Annotated in this window: 11 protein-coding genes and 2 tRNA genes; 11 read left to right on the top strand and 2 right to left on the bottom strand. The window is 47.4% G+C overall.

Translation table 11 applies throughout. The annotated features are described in order from the left end of the window. The first annotated feature begins 81 nt into the window (after positions 1-81). From tig to lon, 4 genes are all read left to right on the top strand, one after another. Complete coding sequence (tig, locus tag EYB58_RS05535; protein WP_111958987.1) at positions 82-1,428, top strand: trigger factor; 1,347 nt, start codon at positions 82-84, stop codon at positions 1,426-1,428. A gap of 193 nt (positions 1,429-1,621) precedes the next feature. Further along, positions 1,622-2,248 carry an ATP-dependent Clp endopeptidase proteolytic subunit ClpP gene (gene clpP / locus EYB58_RS05530; RefSeq protein ID WP_111958989.1) on the top strand — a complete coding sequence of 209 codons (627 nt, stop codon included), beginning with the start codon at positions 1,622-1,624 and terminating at the stop codon, positions 2,246-2,248. Between the two features lie 2 nt (positions 2,249-2,250). After that, positions 2,251-3,510: an ATP-dependent Clp protease ATP-binding subunit ClpX gene (gene clpX / locus EYB58_RS05525; RefSeq protein ID WP_111958991.1), complete on the top strand. Its 1,260-nt coding sequence runs from the start codon at positions 2,251-2,253 to the stop codon at positions 3,508-3,510. Between the two features lie 18 nt (positions 3,511-3,528). Beyond that, on the top strand, positions 3,529-5,883 hold the full coding sequence (gene lon, locus EYB58_RS05520; protein ID WP_111958993.1) for an endopeptidase La: 2,355 nt from the start codon (positions 3,529-3,531) through the stop codon (positions 5,881-5,883). A gap of 107 nt (positions 5,884-5,990) precedes the next feature. On the opposite strand, the gene rho is transcribed toward lon, so the two are convergent. Further along, positions 5,991-7,067, bottom strand: coding sequence for a transcription termination factor Rho (gene rho, locus EYB58_RS05515; RefSeq protein ID WP_111958995.1), 1,077 nt, complete (start codon positions 7,065-7,067; stop codon positions 5,991-5,993). A gap of 286 nt (positions 7,068-7,353) precedes the next feature. Here rho and EYB58_RS05510 point away from each other — a divergent pair. Both EYB58_RS05510 and EYB58_RS05505 read left to right on the top strand, forming a co-directional pair. Continuing rightward, positions 7,354-7,429 (top strand) — tRNA-Val (locus tag EYB58_RS05510). 18 nt (positions 7,430-7,447) lie between these two features. Then, a tRNA-Asp gene (locus tag EYB58_RS05505) sits at positions 7,448-7,524 on the top strand. Between the two features lie 136 nt (positions 7,525-7,660). Here EYB58_RS05505 and leuB read toward each other — a convergent pair. Then, on the bottom strand, positions 7,661-8,752 hold the full coding sequence (gene leuB / locus EYB58_RS05500; protein ID WP_111958997.1) for a 3-isopropylmalate dehydrogenase: 1,092 nt from the start codon (positions 8,750-8,752) through the stop codon (positions 7,661-7,663). Between the two features lie 344 nt (positions 8,753-9,096). On the opposite strand from leuB, the gene EYB58_RS05495 reads away from it, so the two are divergent. The 5 genes from EYB58_RS05495 to EYB58_RS05475 all read left to right on the top strand — a co-directional run bounded on the left by EYB58_RS05495 (position 9,097) and on the right by EYB58_RS05475 (position 16,562). Next, complete coding sequence (locus EYB58_RS05495; RefSeq protein WP_111958999.1) at positions 9,097-10,638, top strand: leucyl aminopeptidase; 1,542 nt, start codon at positions 9,097-9,099, stop codon at positions 10,636-10,638. Beyond that, positions 10,614-11,684 (top strand): A/G-specific adenine glycosylase, encoded by a 1,071-nt coding sequence (gene mutY, locus EYB58_RS05490; RefSeq protein WP_242637571.1) that lies wholly within the window; start codon positions 10,614-10,616, stop codon positions 11,682-11,684. Before EYB58_RS05495 ends, mutY begins: the two co-directional genes overlap by 25 nt. Positions 11,685-11,816: 132 nt before the next feature. After that, positions 11,817-13,544, top strand: coding sequence for a YcaO-like family protein (locus EYB58_RS05485; RefSeq protein ID WP_111959003.1), 1,728 nt, complete (start codon positions 11,817-11,819; stop codon positions 13,542-13,544). Between the two features lie 8 nt (positions 13,545-13,552). After that, complete coding sequence (locus EYB58_RS05480) at positions 13,553-15,421, top strand: bifunctional acetyl-CoA hydrolase/transferase family protein/GNAT family N-acetyltransferase (protein WP_111959005.1); 1,869 nt, start codon at positions 13,553-13,555, stop codon at positions 15,419-15,421. Positions 15,422-15,431: 10 nt separating this feature from the next. After that, positions 15,432-16,562 (top strand): Gfo/Idh/MocA family protein, encoded by a 1,131-nt coding sequence (locus EYB58_RS05475; protein WP_111959007.1) that lies wholly within the window; start codon positions 15,432-15,434, stop codon positions 16,560-16,562. Positions 16,563-16,705 lie beyond the last annotated feature (143 nt).

Raw genomic sequence — 16,705 nt, 5'->3', positions numbered from 1 at the left:
TAAATCAGTTAGGGTATAATTATTATTTTTGAAAGTGCGTTTAGAATAACGCCAATTAACAGGAAATAACAGGACAAAATCATGCAGGTAAAAATCGAAGATCAGAGCAGTATTAAAAAAGTGCTTTCTTTTGAAATTCCTAAGGAAACAATTTCCAAAGAGTTGAATAAAGCCTATGCCGAGTTGAAAAAGAAGGCAGATATCAAAGGTTTTCGAAAAGGAAAAGTTCCGAGAAAAGTGCTTGAAAACCGGTTTTCCGCAGACGTTCATGCCGAGGTTGCCCCGCGCCTGATCCAGGAGGCTTTTGTTGAAGCAGTTGAAACTCATAAATTAGATATCGTAGGCGGACCCCAACTCGATCCTCCGGAGCTCAACCCGGATGCTGATTATTCGTTTGAGATCACTGTGGAAGTTAAACCTGAACTGGATGAAATTGATTTACAGGGCCTTGAAATTAGGAAAAGGCTTTATGAAGTGACTGAGACCGAGATTGAAAGCCAGATATATATGCTGCAAAAGACCATGGCGACAAAGCGGAAGGTCGAAGAGGAACGTCCGGTAAAAGAGGATGACTTTGTTCTGATTGATTATGAAGGGTTTCTAAATGGTGAAACCTTTGAGCATACCCCTAAAGTTGAAAATTATGTCACAGCTATTAACAAAGAGCCGTTGCCTAAGGAATTTTCCGAAAAACTTATCGGTGCCATTCCGGTTCAGGACCTGGATATTGAAGTGGTCTACGCAGATGATTTTCATGATGAGAATTTAAGCGGAAAAATCATTCAATATAAGGTTACACTCAAGGAAATTCAGGAAGAGGTGCTGCCCGAAGCCAATGATGAACTCGTAAAAGGCCTTGATCAATACGAAACCCTTGAAGATGTAAAAGCTGCCATCCGGGATAACCTTGAAAAGGGGATTGAACAGCGGGTAAAACATGAGATGAGTGAACAGATTTTTGCCCAAATACTTGAAAAAACAGAGTTTCAAGTTCCCCAAGCCCTTATCGAAGGTGAGCTTAACGGTATTATTTCAGAAACAGAACAAGCCTATGCCCAGAACAATACTTCCCTTGATGATGTCGGTTTGAGTCGGGAAATCATGCAGGAAAAATACAGGGATGTGGCCGAAAAACAGGCTCGTCGGCATCTGATTTTGGATAAAATAATTACCCAGGAAAAGATGGATCTTAGTGATGACGAACTCGACGTCGGCTTCGAAGAGATGGCCCAGGCCATGAGTGCGACAAAAGATGCCATCAAGAATTTTTTCAACATGGACCCACGTCAGCTTGAATATTATAAACAGACCCAGCTTGAAAAAAAGGCCATTGAACTTATAATAGAGAAAAGCACTATAGTTGAAGTGACGCCGGGTGATGCGCAAGTTGCTGAGGAGCAAACCGAAGAAGAAGGTGCACAAGCGTAAAAACAATCCGCAAGCTTTTTTATATGAAAGTTCAAATAATTTATTGAATAACTTTCATGTTTGTTTTGGGTTGAGCCGGGCGTTGATCGGCCGGGGTCAGCCCATGGCTGTTCTTGAAGCGGGTCAATTCAGTTAACTGCTGGGACGGCAACAAGGTTAAAAACATATTTTAGATCAGACAAGGAGTTAAATCGTGCCTCTTATTCCAATGGTTGTTGAACAGAGCAACAGGGGAGAACGTGCCTATGATATCTATTCACGTCTTTTAAAAGACAGGATTATTTTTTTGGGGTCTGCCATAGACAATGAAGTTGCCAACCTTATTGTCGCACAGATGCTGTTTCTTGAATCCGAGGATCCTGAGAAAGATATCAATTTTTATATCAATTCTCCCGGCGGCGTTGTGACAGCAGGTATGGCTATCTATGACACCATCCAGTACATCAAGCCGGATGTGGCAACGGTGTGTATCGGCCAGGCAGCCAGTATGGGGGCGTTGCTTCTTACTGCCGGAACATCCGGCAAACGGTTTGCCCTGCCCAATGCCCGGATTATGATTCATCAGCCGCTGGGAGGTGCCCAGGGCCAGGCCACTGACATCAAGATTCAGGCGACTGAAATTTTAAGAATGAAAGATGTTTTGAACGAAATTTTATCAAAGCATACCGGACAGGACCTTGAAAAGGTCGCAACTGATACGGAACGTGATTTTTTTATGTCCGGGGAGCAAGCTTTGGAATACGGCATTGTTGACCGAGTGGTCAGTGACAGAAGCCAATTTGAACAGGCCTCTGAACAGGAGGCGTCAAAGGAGTCATAAATATGGCCAAAAAAGATGATGCAAACGATCAGTTTTTCTGTTCATTCTGCGGGAAAAACCAAAAGGAAGTAAAAAAACTGATAGCCGGGCCCAGCGTTTATATCTGCAATGAGTGCATTAAGCTGTGCGGAGAAATTATTGAGGATGAAGAAAAAGAGATGGCTGTTGAGCCGGAAGGCGCCAAGGAGTTCATGGTGCCAAAGCAAATTAAGGAGCAGCTTGATTCATATATTATAGAACAGGATCGTGCAAAAAAGGTCTTATCCGTGGCGGTCTATAATCATTATAAACGTCTGGCCTCACATCTGGAAAAAAATAGTGAGGGGGTCGAGATTCAGAAAAGCAATATTCTGATTATCGGACCGACCGGATGTGGTAAAACCCTTCTGGCCCAAACCCTTGCCCGGTTTTTGGATGTTCCTTTTGCCATTGCTGATGCCACGGCCCTGACCGAGGCCGGCTATGTTGGCGAAGATGTGGAGAACATCATTCTTTCCCTGGTTCAGAATGCTGATTACGACATTGAAAAGGCTCAGAATGGTATCATTTACATTGATGAAATAGATAAAATTTCCCAGCGGGGGGACAACCCTTCAATTACCCGGGATGTCTCCGGAGAAGGGGTTCAGCAGGCCCTGCTAAAGATTATTGAAGGCACCATTGCTTCGGTACCTCCCAAGGGAGGAAGAAAACATCCCCAACAGGATTATGTAAAGGTGGATACTTCCAATATCCTGTTTATTTGCGGCGGAACCTTTACGGGTCTTGAGAAAGTCGTTGAGCGTCGTTTAACCCAGAAGACTATGGGATTTGGTGCTAAAATCGCAGATAAGAAGGACATAAATATTGGGGATCTGCTGGGGCAGGTAAAGCCTGAAGATTTGATTCAATTTGGTCTGATTCCCGAATTTTTAGGGCGTCTGCCCATAATAACGTCCATAGGGGAACTGAATGAAAGCTCTTTGATCAAGATTTTGACCGAACCTAAGAATGCGCTGGTTCGGCAGTATCAGGAACTTTTTCGCATTGAAGGGGTGAGTCTGCAGTTTACGGATGAAGCCCTTGAAGCCATGGCCAAGGAAGCCGTGGCCAGAAAATCTGGAGCCAGAGGGTTGCGTGCCATTATGGAGGAAACCATGATGAACATTATGTATGAGCTGCCTTCTAAAAAAGATGTGGTTGAGTGTGTGGTGGGCGAAGAAGTGGTACTAAACAACGAGGAGCCCATCTTGCTCTACGAACAGCCCAAAAAGCAGGCTTAAAATAGAAAGTTTGCATCCATGATCAGTATTTCCCGTTTTTTCAATCCCGAGGATGGGCCTGAAAAGGAGAACAAAACCCTTCCGTTAGTGCCCCTGAGGGATATTGTCCTCTTCCCTTTTGTTACAACCTCTATTTTTGTGGGAAGGGAAAAATCCATCAGGGCGCTTTCCCAGGCCATGGGCGGCGATAAGAAAATTTTTCTTACAACCCAGAAAAATCCGGAAGTCCTGAAACCGACTATTGATGATATTTTTCAGGTGGGCACCGAAGCGCAGATCACTCAGTTGTTACGACTGCCTGATGGTACGGTAAAGGCATTAGTTGAAGGGGTTGCCCGAGGCTGTATCACTAAGATGGTTGACCAGGACGGTTTCCAGGTTGTTGATTATGTGGACGTCTCTGAAAAGCCGTTGACCGATGCCAACATTGAGGCTGCCATCCGGACTGTTCAGGAAGCGTTCCGGCATTATGCCGACTTGTCCGGCGTGGTTTCCAAAAGTTTTTTCAAGGGACTGGATGCCCTGGAACAGTATCCGTCAAGGTATGCCGATACCATTGCCGCCCAGTTGCCCTTCAAGGTTCAGGATAAACAGACGCTGCTAGAGTGTGGTGATATTGAAGAACGTTTCTTTTTGCTTTTAAAGTTTATTCAAAAGGAGACGGAAGTTTTTGCCATGTCCCAGAAGATCAAGGGCAGGGTTAAAGAACAGATGGATAAACTTCAAAAGCGCCACTACCTTAACGAACAGATGCGGGCCATCCAAAAGGAAATGGGCGAGGACGGCCAGGGCGGTGAGTTTGCTGATCTTGAAAAAAAGATCAAGGCCAAGCGCATGCCTAAAGAAGCTGCCGGTGTTGTGCGTACAGAGTTGGAAAAGCTTAAGCTGATGTCTGCAACCTCCTCGGAAGCAACAGTAGTCAGAAATTATATCGACTGGTTGGTTTGCCTACCCTGGTACCGGAAAAAACGTGTAAAAAATGAGCTTTTAAAGGCTGAGCAAATTCTGGACCGGGACCACTATGGCTTGAAAAAACCCAAGGAGAGAATCCTTGAGTATCTGGCTGTGCAAATTTTGGTTAAAAAAATAAAAGGTCCAATTTTATGCCTGGTGGGTCCTCCCGGGGTTGGCAAGACATCCCTTGCCCGGTCTGTTGCGGCGGCGACCGGACGCTCATTTGCCCGGGTCTCCCTGGGTGGGGTCCGCGATGAGGCGGAGATTCGAGGGCACCGAAGAACCTATGTAGGTGCCATGCCCGGAAAGATTATCCAGACGTTGAAAAAAGTGGGATATAATAACCCGGTATTCTGTCTGGATGAAATTGATAAAATGACTAGTGATTTTAGAGGAGATCCCTCGTCTGCCCTTCTGGAAGCATTGGATCCTGAACAGAACAGAAATTTTAACGATCATTATCTTGAGGTTGATTACGATCTGTCAGAAATTTTGTTTATCACCACAGCAAACACCCTGCATGAAATCCCGGCCCCCCTGCGTGACCGCATGGAGGTGATCCAGATACCCGGGTATACCGATTATGAAAAATACCAGATTGCCACCGGCTACCTGATTCCTAAACAGATGCATGAAAACGGGCTAGATGATTGTGAAATTTCTTTTTCCAAAGCTGCGGTTGAGATAATTATCAAGCAATACACCAAAGAAGCCGGGGTGAGGAATCTTGAGCGAGAGCTCTCTTCTGTGCTTAGAAAAATTGCCACGGGAATCGTACGGACAAAGACGCGTAAAAAACATCAAGTCACAGCAAATACGGTTTCAAAATATCTGGGACAGACCAAATTTAGAAATTCTATTCTGGAACAGGAAGATAAGACCGGAATTGTTACCGGGCTAGCCTGGACCCAGGCAGGTGGAGAGCTTTTAACCATTGAAGCTGTGACCATGCCGGGCAAGGGAAGGGTAATGGTTACCGGAAAGCTTGGGGATGTGATGAAGGAAAGCTCCCAGGCTGCTGTATCCTATGTCCGGTCAAGAAGCCCCGAACTCAACATCAGAGAAGACTTTTACAAGGATACAGACATCCATATCCATGTGCCCGAAGGGGCCATTCCAAAGGATGGACCTTCAGCCGGTATTGCCATGTGCACGGCAGTCGTTTCCATTCTCACTGGCCGGCCCGTAAGTCGGACAGTGGCCATGACAGGGGAGATTACCCTTCGAGGACGGGTGCTGCCTATTGGTGGCCTAAAGGAAAAGCTTCTGGCAGCCCATGCCAATGGAATTAAAAAGGTTATTCTCAGTGAGGAAAACAAAAAAGACATCATAGACGTTCCAAAAGCGATTCAAAAACAGCTTGATATTGTCTATGTGGAAAGTATGGCTGAAGTGCTTGCGCATGCCCTGGTCATATAGTCTGGCTTGTTACGACTCGTAGGTCTTTTAAAAATAAGAAATCGCTGCACTTGAAATGATTGAGTGCTGCGATTTTTTATTTTTAAAGATACAGAAAAATGTCGTCTTTATATGCCGTCTTCAACCATGCCCAAAAACTGTGACATGGCTGTGACCTCATCTAACGGCGCAATACTGCGGCGAATATTCACCATATTTTCATATTCTTCGGGGCCCATGAGCAGATCTTCTTTCCGGGTCCCGGATTTGTTGATATTAATGGCCGGCCAGATTCTTTGTTCGGCGCACTCCCGGGACAGGTAAAGGTCCATATTGCCGGTTCCTTTGAATTCCTGGAAAATAACATCATCCATGCGGCTGCCGGTTTCGACTAGAATGGTAGCAATGATTGTAAGGGAACCGCCGTTTTCAAGCTTGCGGGCACCTCCAAAAATTTTTCTAGGAAACTCCATGGCATTGGCCCCAAGACCACCACTCATGGTTTTGCCATAGGAATCAGTGTCAATATTAAACGCCCTAGTCATCCGGGTTAAAGAGTCAATGAAAACGACTGCATCCTGGCCAATTTCCGTGCATCTGATGGCCGTATGCATCGCAAGGCGAGTCATTCTCATGTGTTGACCGATTTGTTGGTCAGCAGAAGAATACAGCACATGAGCCTCTGTCAATCCTCTTTGGAAATCGGTAACTTCCTCAGGCCGTTCATCCACAAGAAGGACAAATACCTTGGCGTCAGGGTGATTGACGACCACAGAATTGGCCATGTGCTTTAAAATTGTCGTTTTTCCGGATTTGGGCGGGGCGATGATCAACCCCCGCTGCCCCATGCCGATGGGAACAATCAGATCTAAAGCTTTTCCTGTTAGGTCATCCGGTCCCTGGGCAAGACGGTACCTTTCAAAGGGGTTGACGCTGACCTGCTCCTGGAGCATTGGCGTTCTTATGAACTCATCAAAGGGAAGGTTGTTGATGGTCTCAATACGTATCAGGGCAACGTTTACATTCTGTGGGCTCTTTTTTTCTCCATAGCCCTGAATAAAGCTGCCTTCCCTGAGATTGAGTTTGCGTATCAGGCTGTTGGGTACATAGGGATTTTCAGGCTTGGGATTGAAATTTTCTTCAATACTCCTTAGAAAACCAAAACCCTTGTCCATGATTTCCAGGTGTCCCTGAACAGGTTCCATTGTCGACTCCTAAATTATACTTTTGCTGCTGACACTATAAATCAAGGACCGCAGAATTGAGATGTCCCTGGTTTTATTTTGATGCTTGTCAGGAAAAGAGATGATAAGATTTTGCATTCAATTATTCTATAATGTTTACATATTAATAAAGTAGCATACCAATGTCCCCATGATTTTGCAAGGCTTTGATTAAATTCCTAAACAGATATTCAAGGAGAATAAAATAAAATAAAGAATAATTTTGCTTGACACCCACATAGGTACTTGGTATACATATTGCCGTTTCGGGCGATTAACTCAGCTGGGAGAGTGCAAGCCTTACAAGCTTGAAGTCGCAGGTTCGATCCCTGCATCGCCCACCAAACAAAGAAGGGAACTACGGGGGTGTAGTTCAGTTGGTTAGAACGCTAGCCTGTCACGCTAGAGGCCGCGAGTTCGAGTCTCGTCACTCCCGCCATAATATATAAAAGGGCTTTTGAGGATACTCAAAAGCCCTTTTTATTTTTAGGTCAGAAAGAAAAGGCAAAAAAAAACGGCCAAGGAGAAAAGACTCTCAATGGCCGGGGTGTGCAGGGGGGGTTAATGATGAGGCGTCAAGCTCTGCGGGTATTTGTCAGCGCATTGATAATTTCAGTTCCCATTTCCTCAGTATTAACAGCAGTCTCTTTTTTATCTGTTAAATCTGCAGTGAGAATGCCCCGATCAAGAACATCGGAAATTGCTGCCTCAATGGCATCAGCTGCGTGGGTTTGTCCAAACGTGTATTTCAGCATCATGGCTGCGGACAGAATCTGGGCAATGGGATTGGCTATGCCTTTCCCCGCAATATCAGGTGCAGAGCCGCCGGCCGGTTCATAAAGGCCGAATTTTTTTTCATTCAGGCTTGCCGAGGACAGCAGTCCCATTGAGCCGGTAATCATGGCGCATTCGTCAGAGATAATATCTCCAAACATATTTCCGCATAAAAGCACATCAAACTGTTGGGGATTTCGAATGAGCTGCATGGCTGCATTGTCAACATATATATGATTCAAGGTGACATCAGGATATGATTTAGCTACTTCTATGACCACTTCCCGCCACAGAACCATGGAGGTCAGTACATTGGCCTTGTCCACAGATGAGACAATACTGCGTCTTTTCCTGGCGGCTTCAAACGCCATTTTGGCAATTCGCTCAATCTCGAATCTAGAATAGACCATGGTATCAAATGCGGTTTCATCAGGGCCGCTACCCCTTTTACCCCTGGGTTTACCAAAATAGAGCCCGCCGGTCAGTTCTCTGACACATAAAATGTCAAAGCCGTTTTTTATGATTTCCGGCTTCAGGGGAGAGGCTGATGCAAGGGAAGGGAATACTTTGGAGGGTCTTAAATTGCAGTATAAACCGAAATGTTTACGCAACGTTAGGAGAGAAGCGCGTTCAGGCTGTTCTTCCGGTGGCAGGTTTTCCCATTTCGGACCGCCAACGGAACCGAACAAAATGGCATCCTTTTGTTCGCACAATGCCAGGGTTGAGTCCGGCAGTGCTTTCCCATGATTATCAATGCCTGCACCGCCCACATCTGCATATTCAAATGATAATTCAAAATCAAAAAGTCCCGCTGCTTTATCGAGCACCCTGATTGCCTGTTCCATGACCTCCGGACCAATACCATCTCCGGCAAGTACAGCAATACTGTTCAATGTTTTTGCCTCCTATAAGTTTATAAATAATTAATTTAATTAAGATATACTGGAATATTTTGAATAAGGCAAGATGCAAGAACAACAATTTTTGAATAGTGCTTAAGCTGCTAAATTATTTACATATTTTGTTCAAATTATTTAATCTGCGGTCCTTATTATCTGAATTCTTTTACCTGACCCGGGTTTTATGGTAAATTCCAATAGTTTTTAAATTTTTAAATAATAGCCATGGGCTGACCTGGTCTATCAAAACCCAGGCGTAACCCACAACAAAGCATGAAAGTAATGCAACGACTTATTGTAACTTAATTTTTACATAAAACCGGTAAAAAGGTGTCCCTATGAAAAAAGACCGTATCACTACCATCACCAAAGCTGCCGAAGCAATAAAAACCGCTCTTCTAGTTTATTTCGCCGTGGAGGTAAAGGGCAAAATGCCTGCATGCGACGCCGCTGTGCAGAATCAGGTTAAAAAGGCGTTTGAGTTGAATGATTTTTTCGGCAAGGCTGCAGAACAGATATTGTTTTATCCGCCGGACCAGTCAGACATTTCTGCTGCCCGGGTTCTGATTTTAGGTACAGGCCCTGTGAATAAAGAAAAGGATGAAGGGGCCGCTCTGGACATGCTTCGGGAAGCTGGCGGACAGATTGCCAAGGTCTGTGCATTGGTTAAGGCTAAGGATGTTGTGATCTGTCTGCCGGCCCCAAAACATCTGTCTCCGGCCATGGATGATCCGGAAATGTCTGCCGGCGCCCTGGCCGAAGGCATCATCCTTGGAGATTACCGGTTTGAAAAATACAAGGAAAGCACTAAGAAAAAAACCGATTATCCCGGACTTGATGCCATAAAATTTGTATGCAAAGATAATCTTAATATCGTGCGCCGGGGGGTTGAACGGGCAAAAAATTCAGCCTTTGCCGCCTGTAGGGCACGGGATATGGCCAATGAGCCTGGCAATCATTGGACCTCTGCCGATTTTGCGGCATATGCCAAACAACTCGCCGCAGACATGGGGCTGGGCTACCGGTGTATAGAAAAAAAAGAGATGGAACAGATGGGCATGGGAGGCATCCTTGCCGTCAACCAGGGCTCTCATGTACCGGCACGTATGGTGATCCTGGAATATTTGCCCGAAGACAGAACAGAAACCATCCTCCTTGTGGGCAAGGGCCTGACCTTTGACTCCGGGGGCATCAGCATCAAGCCGTCTGCGGGTATGGAGGACATGAAATACGATATGTGCGGCGGTGCGGCGGTGATGTGCGCCATGCAGGCCGTGGCACTGGAGAAGCCGGATGTGGGGGTTGTGGCCATAGTACCCGCCACGGATAATATGTCCGGGTCCAAAGCCGTTCACCCCGGCGACATTATTCGTCATTACAATGGAGTGACCAGTGAAGTGATCAACACCGATGCCGAAGGCCGCCTTATTCTGGCCGATGCCCTGGCCTGGGGCATTGAGAATGTCAAGCCCACCTGTGTGCTTGACACGGCGACCCTGACGGGTGCGGTTATCATCGGCCTTGGCCATCATTATACAGGTCTTGTGTCCAACAATGATGCCTTGGTCAAAGCGGTTGAATCTGCCGGGAATCTGGCCGGGGAACCTGTCTGGCGCCTGCCCTTGAATAAAAATTATGAAAAACAGATCGAATCCAATGTGGCAGATATTAAAAACACAGGCGGAAAACCGGCCGGCACTATAACCGCAGCAGCGTATTTGTCAAATTTTGTGGGTAAAACCCCCTGGGCGCACCTGGACATTGCAGGCACGGCCTGGGATTTTACCCAAAAAACGTATATACCCAAGGGGCCTTCGGGAACGGCTACCAGAACATTTATTAATTTGGTGCGAAATTGGAAAACAGGAAACGTAAAATAGTCCAAACCGCCTTAATGGCCTGGTACCGAGACAATTGCCGCCAACTTCCCTGGCGCAGCGATATCTCCGTGTACCGGGTATGGGTTTCCGAGGTGATGCTCCAGCAGACCCAGGTTAAAACCGTGATCCCCTATTATATTAGGTTCATGGAAACCTGGCCTGATCTTAAGGATCTTGCCGCCACAGGCCTTGAAACCGTGCTTAAGACCTGGGAGGGCCTTGGTTATTATGCCAGAGCCAGAAATCTCCATAAGGCTGCCGGTATTGTGGTCCGTGATATGGGCGGCATTATTCCGGATGATTATAAAGGGTTTAAAAATCTTCCGGGTGTGGGGGATTATATTGCATCGGCCGTGCTCTCCATTACCGGTTCAAAACCCCATGCCGTGGTGGACGGTAATGTCAAGCGAGTTCTGGCAAGGCTTTTATGCGTTGATGCGCCGGTGAATCACAGCGCTGCCCATAAAGCATATAAGGCCATTGCCGAAAAGCTTTTGTATGAAAAGGACCCAGGCACATACAACCAGGCTGTCATGGAGCTTGGCGCCCTGGTCTGTACCCCTAAACGTCCGGACTGCGGCCCATGTCCCCTGGCCGGGGAATGCTGTGCTTATGAAAAACAGGTAACAGATATTTTTCCCCGGCGCATAAAGAAAAAAAAGGTGCCCACGGTTCATATTGCTGCGGGCATTGTCAAAAAAAAAGGAAAAGTTCTGATCACCCGAAGAAAGCTTGACGGGCTTTTGGGTGGATTATGGGAATTTCCCGGCGGCAAAGTGGAACCCAAAGAGTCTTCTGAACAGGCCTGCATTCGTGAGCTCCGGGAAGAGACCGGCATTGAGGCCGGTAATCTGCAATTTTTAACCCGGGTTTTTCACGCGTACACCCATTTTAAAATTGAAATGGATGTGTTCTTCTGCGATTATATCTCCGGCCGTGTTCTTCTCAATGGTCCCATTGACCATAAATGGGTCAGCGTAGATCAGCTTCATCAGTTTCCTTTTCCCCGGGCCAATCTTAAATTCATGGAATTAATCCGCGGTTGACGCTTTAAAAATTTCGGTAATGCAGATCATTTAGTCAAAACAGGTGCTATCATGATGAAATCCCCAACAATTCATGGTAAGGTGGGGCCTTTTTACAGTATCGATTACATAGTATGAAAGGTTTTAAACTCCATGGGTTATGAAATAATACTCAAAGACGCCCCGAAAAATTATACCTTTGACCAGGATAAAATCATGTCTCCGACGCAAACTGTCCAGCGGTTCCGGGAAAAGGCTGCGGACCTGGACCTTGATATTTTAAGCCGGACCCGGCGCATCGACAACGGTCGCCTGGATATCCCGGTGTTTTTCAGTGAATGTGGTGCCGATGCAAGGCGGGTGACCGGCACCAATAAACAAATGGGCAAAGGCGGAACCCCGGAACAGTCCGAAGCCAGTGCCGTCATGGAACTGGTGGAACGGTTCAGCTTTTTTTCCTTTTCTGAAGATGAAAAAAATTTTATTCATGCTACGGCTGAGCAGCTTGGGGACGCGGCGTTGGATTATGCCCTGATCACCCAGTCTGTCCATGACGATCAGTCCGAAGCATTAAAAGTTAAACCCATATTTGATTCTTTGTCCCTGCAATGGACCAAGGGATATGATCTGACCGATAAAAAAGAGGTGAATATCCCCTTTAATTGGTTTTATATGATCAATGAGTTTAACGGACCCAGTGCAGGCAACTGCACGGAAGAGGCCTTGATCCAGGGCATTTGCGAGCTTGTGGAGCGTCATGTCAGCTCCCGGGTATCCCGGGAAAAATTAAATGTTCCCGGCATCCGTCTGGACTCCTTTAAAGATCCCCTTGTCCGGGAACTTCTTGCCAAGTATGACACCCAGGGCATCAAGGTCTATGCAAGTGACCTCTCCCTTGACATGGGCATTCCCACCATAGCCGTGCTGGCCTGGGATCCGGCCACTTTTCCGGATGCAAGCGAGATCGTATGGACCGCCGGCACGGCCCCGTCCCCGGAAAAGGCCATGGGCCGGGCCCTGACCGAAGTGGCCCAGCTTGCCGGAGACTTTAATACCGGGTCCAATTACGTGGCATCCGGTTTGCCGAAATTTACGGATATAACCGCGGCCGGTTATATCACCGATTCTGAAACCATGGTGGACGCCGCTGACCTGCCGGACCTGTCTGCGGACAATATGAAGGTGGAAGTGGAAAGTCTGATCCAGATTCTGGCGGATAAAGGATTTCATTTGCTCTCCATTCGCACCACGCATCCCGGCCTTGATATTCCGGCCTTTTATACCATCATGCCGGGCGCCCATTTCAGAGAACGGGCCGATGAGGCCAGTGTGGGTATGTTCGCCGCCCGGCTGATTACGGAAAACTCCCATCCCATACTGGCCATTGACCAACTGGATGAACTGGAAGCACTCAGCCCGGGAAAATATTACACCAGTTTTTACAAAGGATTAATGCTTAGCGCCTTGGAAGAGAGAGAAGATGCAATAATGCAGTTCCAGGCCGCCCTTGACCGTGACCCTGCCCGGCGTAACCTGCCTGATATCTGTTCCCATATGGCGGCGGCCCAGAAAGATTCGGGACTGTTGGATCCGGCCCTTGAGACATGTCAAACCGGTCTGGATGCCGATCCTCAGCGCCCTGATATCCTGAACACCGCCGGGGCTTGCTGTTTTATGAAAAAGGATTTCAAAACCGCTATCAACTATTTTGAAAAAGCCCTGGATGTGGACCCAAGCCAGGCCATCAATTATGCCAATATGGGATCCTGTTACCGGGAACTGGAAGAACCGGTGCTTGCCATAAAATTTTATGAAATGGCTTTAAAAATAGACCCAACCATTGAATTTGCCCGGGATAATATTAAAAAATTGAAAAAATAGCGAACGTCATGTTCCGGAAAAAAAGACCTGCCTGGAAAACACGTTGTGTGTCCACGGATAAAGTGCTGTCCAAGATTGCGCCGGGCATGCACATTTTTATTGGCACGGGAACCGCAGAACCCAGAACCCTTGTGAATACGCTCATGAGCGCCCAAGGCTATAATCTGGAGGATCTGACCCTGATCCAGCTGCTCAGTTTCGGAGACGCCGTGTCCTATAACGCCCTGGAATCCCATCGTTACCGCCTAAAAACCTTTTTTTCCGGATGGGTGTCAGCCCAGGCCATCACCGCAGGCCGGGTGGACCTGATTCCCGCCCGGTTCTCCAGGATTCCCTTGCTCATGAGGGACGGACTGATACCCATTGATGTGGCGTTTCTCCAGATTACTCCGCCCAATGAAAGCGGCTATTGCAGCTTTGGTCTTGGTGTGGATGTGGCCAGGCAAGTGATGAAGCAGGCCGATTTTGTGGTGGCTGAGATCAATGAAGAGATTCCCTTTACCCTGGGGGACACCTTTGTCCATATAAATGATTTTCACATGCTGGTCCAAGCCCAGGTTCCGCCCTTTTATTTCCCAAGATACCCCGTGGACCCGGTGTTCGACAAAATCGCCGAAAATGCCGCCTCGGTGATTGATGACGGATCATGCGTTGCCTTTAGCTACGGTCCCATATACGAGGTCCTGGCCCGGCATCTGGCAAAGAAAAAAAATTTGGGCATTCATACCCCGCTTTTCACGGACGCGCTCATGGAACTTGCCGAAAGCGGGGCGGTCACCAACCGGGAAAAGGGTACGTGCCTGGGTCGGTCTTTGACCACCTATGCCCTGGGCTCCCCAAAGCTGATGGCGTGGCTCGATAAAAATCCCATGGTGGAGTTCCAGGGTATTGACAAAATCTACAACCCGTTGCAGATCGGGCGGAACAAAAAATTTGTCATGGTCCTGCCGGTGCGGCGGGTGGCCCTGTCCGGCCGGGTGGCCATTTTCGCCAATTCTGCAAATATTTCTGCAGATCCCGGGCAGATTGCCGATGTCCTGAACGGTGCCGAACTCTCCCGGGGCGGGTACAATATCGTAGCCCTGCCCAGCCGGAACAAGAACGGAGTGCCAAATATCCGTCTATTTATAGATGATATCCCGGACCAGCTTAGTTTTCCGGAATGCATTGACCTTGTGGTCACGGAATACGGTGTGGCCCACATCAGGGGCAGAAGTCTACGGGAACGGGCCCAGGCCCTGATTGAGATCGCCCATCCCGAAGACCGACCCGGCCTTGTAGAGGGCGGTAAAAAAGAGAATTTGCTATACCCGGACCAAATGTTCATTGCCGACTCCGCCCGTTTTTATCCCAAGGAAATCGAAATCACCCAGACTTTCAAAGACAATTTGCAGGTTCGCTTCAGGGCCATCAAGCCGTCGGATGAAGAGCAGATGCGCAGGCTGTTTTACCGATTTTCCGATAACGCGATTTACTACCGTTACTTTTCACCCATCAAAACCATGCCCCACGCTAGAATGCAGGCCTATGTGAACGTGGATTACAGGGAGGTACTGTCCGTGGTGGCCCTTGTGGGAGAACCCGGCAACCAGACCATCATTGCCGAGGCAAGGATTGCCAAGCATCCGGATAAACCGTTCATGGATATTGCCTTTGTTGTGGACGACGCGTACCAGGGCTTTGGCATTGCCTCTTTTCTGCTTAAGATGCTCACCCGTCTGGCAAAGGAGCGGGGGACCGTGAAAATAACTGCAGATGTCCTCGCCTCCAACCGGGCCATGCTCAAGGTTTTTGAAAAAGGCGAATATCCGTTGACGGCCAAGCTTGACGGTGGGGTTTACGCCATCAGCATAGATTTGACAAAACCCAACGCCTGAAGGAGAGAAAATGGCTGAAAAATGTCTTCGGGTCGCACTGATCGGATGCGGCCGGATTGCCGTCAAACACATCATGGCCATAACAAAAAAAAATAATGGCCTTTTACTTTGTGCTGTGGCAGGCACATCCCCCGGGGCTTTCGACAAATTGCTCGATTCTTGTAACCTGTCGGGCAAAAAAAAGCATCAAATCAAAAATACCGTAAAAACATACACGGATTATAACCAGATGCTCCAAAAGGAAAAACCGGATATCACCTCAATAACGGTGCCTTCGGGGCTGCACTATGCCATTGCAAAAGCCGCAATGTTCAGCGGATCTCATATTCTTCTTGAAAAGCCCATGAGCATGAGAGCAAGCCAGGCCAAAGAGTTGTTTGATATTTCCGAACAAAAAAACAGGCGAATTGCCATGGGGCATATCTTCCGTTATTTTCCCATTGTCGGGAATCTGCAAAAGGATGTTGCTGCCGGACGGTTCGGTAAAATCAGTCACGGCTCGGTAATTGTACGCTGGGGACATGATCAGTCATATTACGACCAGAATGCCTGGCGAGGCACATGGGAGCACGACGGCGGCGTACTGATGAACCAGTGTGTTCACGCCATTGATCTTATCTGCTGGCTTATGAACGGCCAAGCCACTGCAGCAAATGCAATGCTTGGAAAGCGCTTTCATGACATGGAGGCAGAAGATATCACCCTTGGGACACTCAAGCTTGACAACGGTGCGCTGTGCCAAATCGAAGGGACAACCAACTCTCCTTCCCACGACCACGAGGCGGCTTTTTACCTGCTTGGGGAAAAGGGCGGTTTTCGTATAGGTGTTCGCCGGGGCAGGCCCTATTTTGATATCAGAATCAACGGTAAAAAGAAAAACCTTGAGTACTTAATAAAAGAGATCCGATCAAAGGGTCTTTTGGGCCTTTTCTCCCTGACAAATCCCCATGCCGGAATATACACTGACCTAAGAGATGCCGTTCTTAACAAAAAATCGCCCATTGCCGATGCAAGATCAGGCATGATGTCTGTTGAATCTGTTCTGGCTTTATACCTGTCGGCAAAGGAGAAAAAGCAGATCGATATTCCCCTTGCAGAGGATTTTTCATCCGAAGAGATGTCAGGATATATTTTTAAATAACGTGTGCCTTAACCCTTTGAGCATTGCATATTGTACCTGTTTTCTGTTATTAAGGACCGCAGATTAAATAACTTGAACGAAATAGCTTGCCTTTTGCTCCATCTACTTCGTTGCATCAAAGGTCCAATAGGCCTGCTATTCAA

The organism is Desulfobacter hydrogenophilus, assembly GCF_004319545.1.
Lineage (GTDB): Bacteria > Desulfobacterota > Desulfobacteria > Desulfobacterales > Desulfobacteraceae > Desulfobacter > Desulfobacter hydrogenophilus.
Note: the sequence above shows the minus strand (reverse complement) of the source record. Positions and strands in the feature narration are given on the sequence as shown.

Excerpts from the sequence above, each read along its gene's own strand:
- tig (WP_111958987.1), top strand. The coding sequence starts at position 82 with ATGCAGGTAAAAATCGAAGATCAGAGCAGTATTAAAAAAGTGCTTTCT.
- clpX (WP_111958991.1), top strand. The coding sequence starts at position 2,251 with ATGGCCAAAAAAGATGATGCAAACGATCAGTTTTTCTGTTCATTCTGC.
- lon (WP_111958993.1), top strand. The coding sequence starts at position 3,529 with ATGATCAGTATTTCCCGTTTTTTCAATCCCGAGGATGGGCCTGAAAAG.
- rho (WP_111958995.1), bottom strand. The coding sequence starts at position 7,067 with ATGGAACCTGTTCAGGGACACCTGGAAATCATGGACAAGGGTTTTGGT.
- EYB58_RS05495 (WP_111958999.1), top strand. The coding sequence starts at position 9,097 with ATGAAAAAAGACCGTATCACTACCATCACCAAAGCTGCCGAAGCAATA.
- EYB58_RS05485 (WP_111959003.1), top strand. The coding sequence starts at position 11,817 with ATGGGTTATGAAATAATACTCAAAGACGCCCCGAAAAATTATACCTTT.
- EYB58_RS05480 (WP_111959005.1), top strand. The coding sequence starts at position 13,553 with ATGTTCCGGAAAAAAAGACCTGCCTGGAAAACACGTTGTGTGTCCACG.
- EYB58_RS05475 (WP_111959007.1), top strand. The coding sequence starts at position 15,432 with ATGGCTGAAAAATGTCTTCGGGTCGCACTGATCGGATGCGGCCGGATT.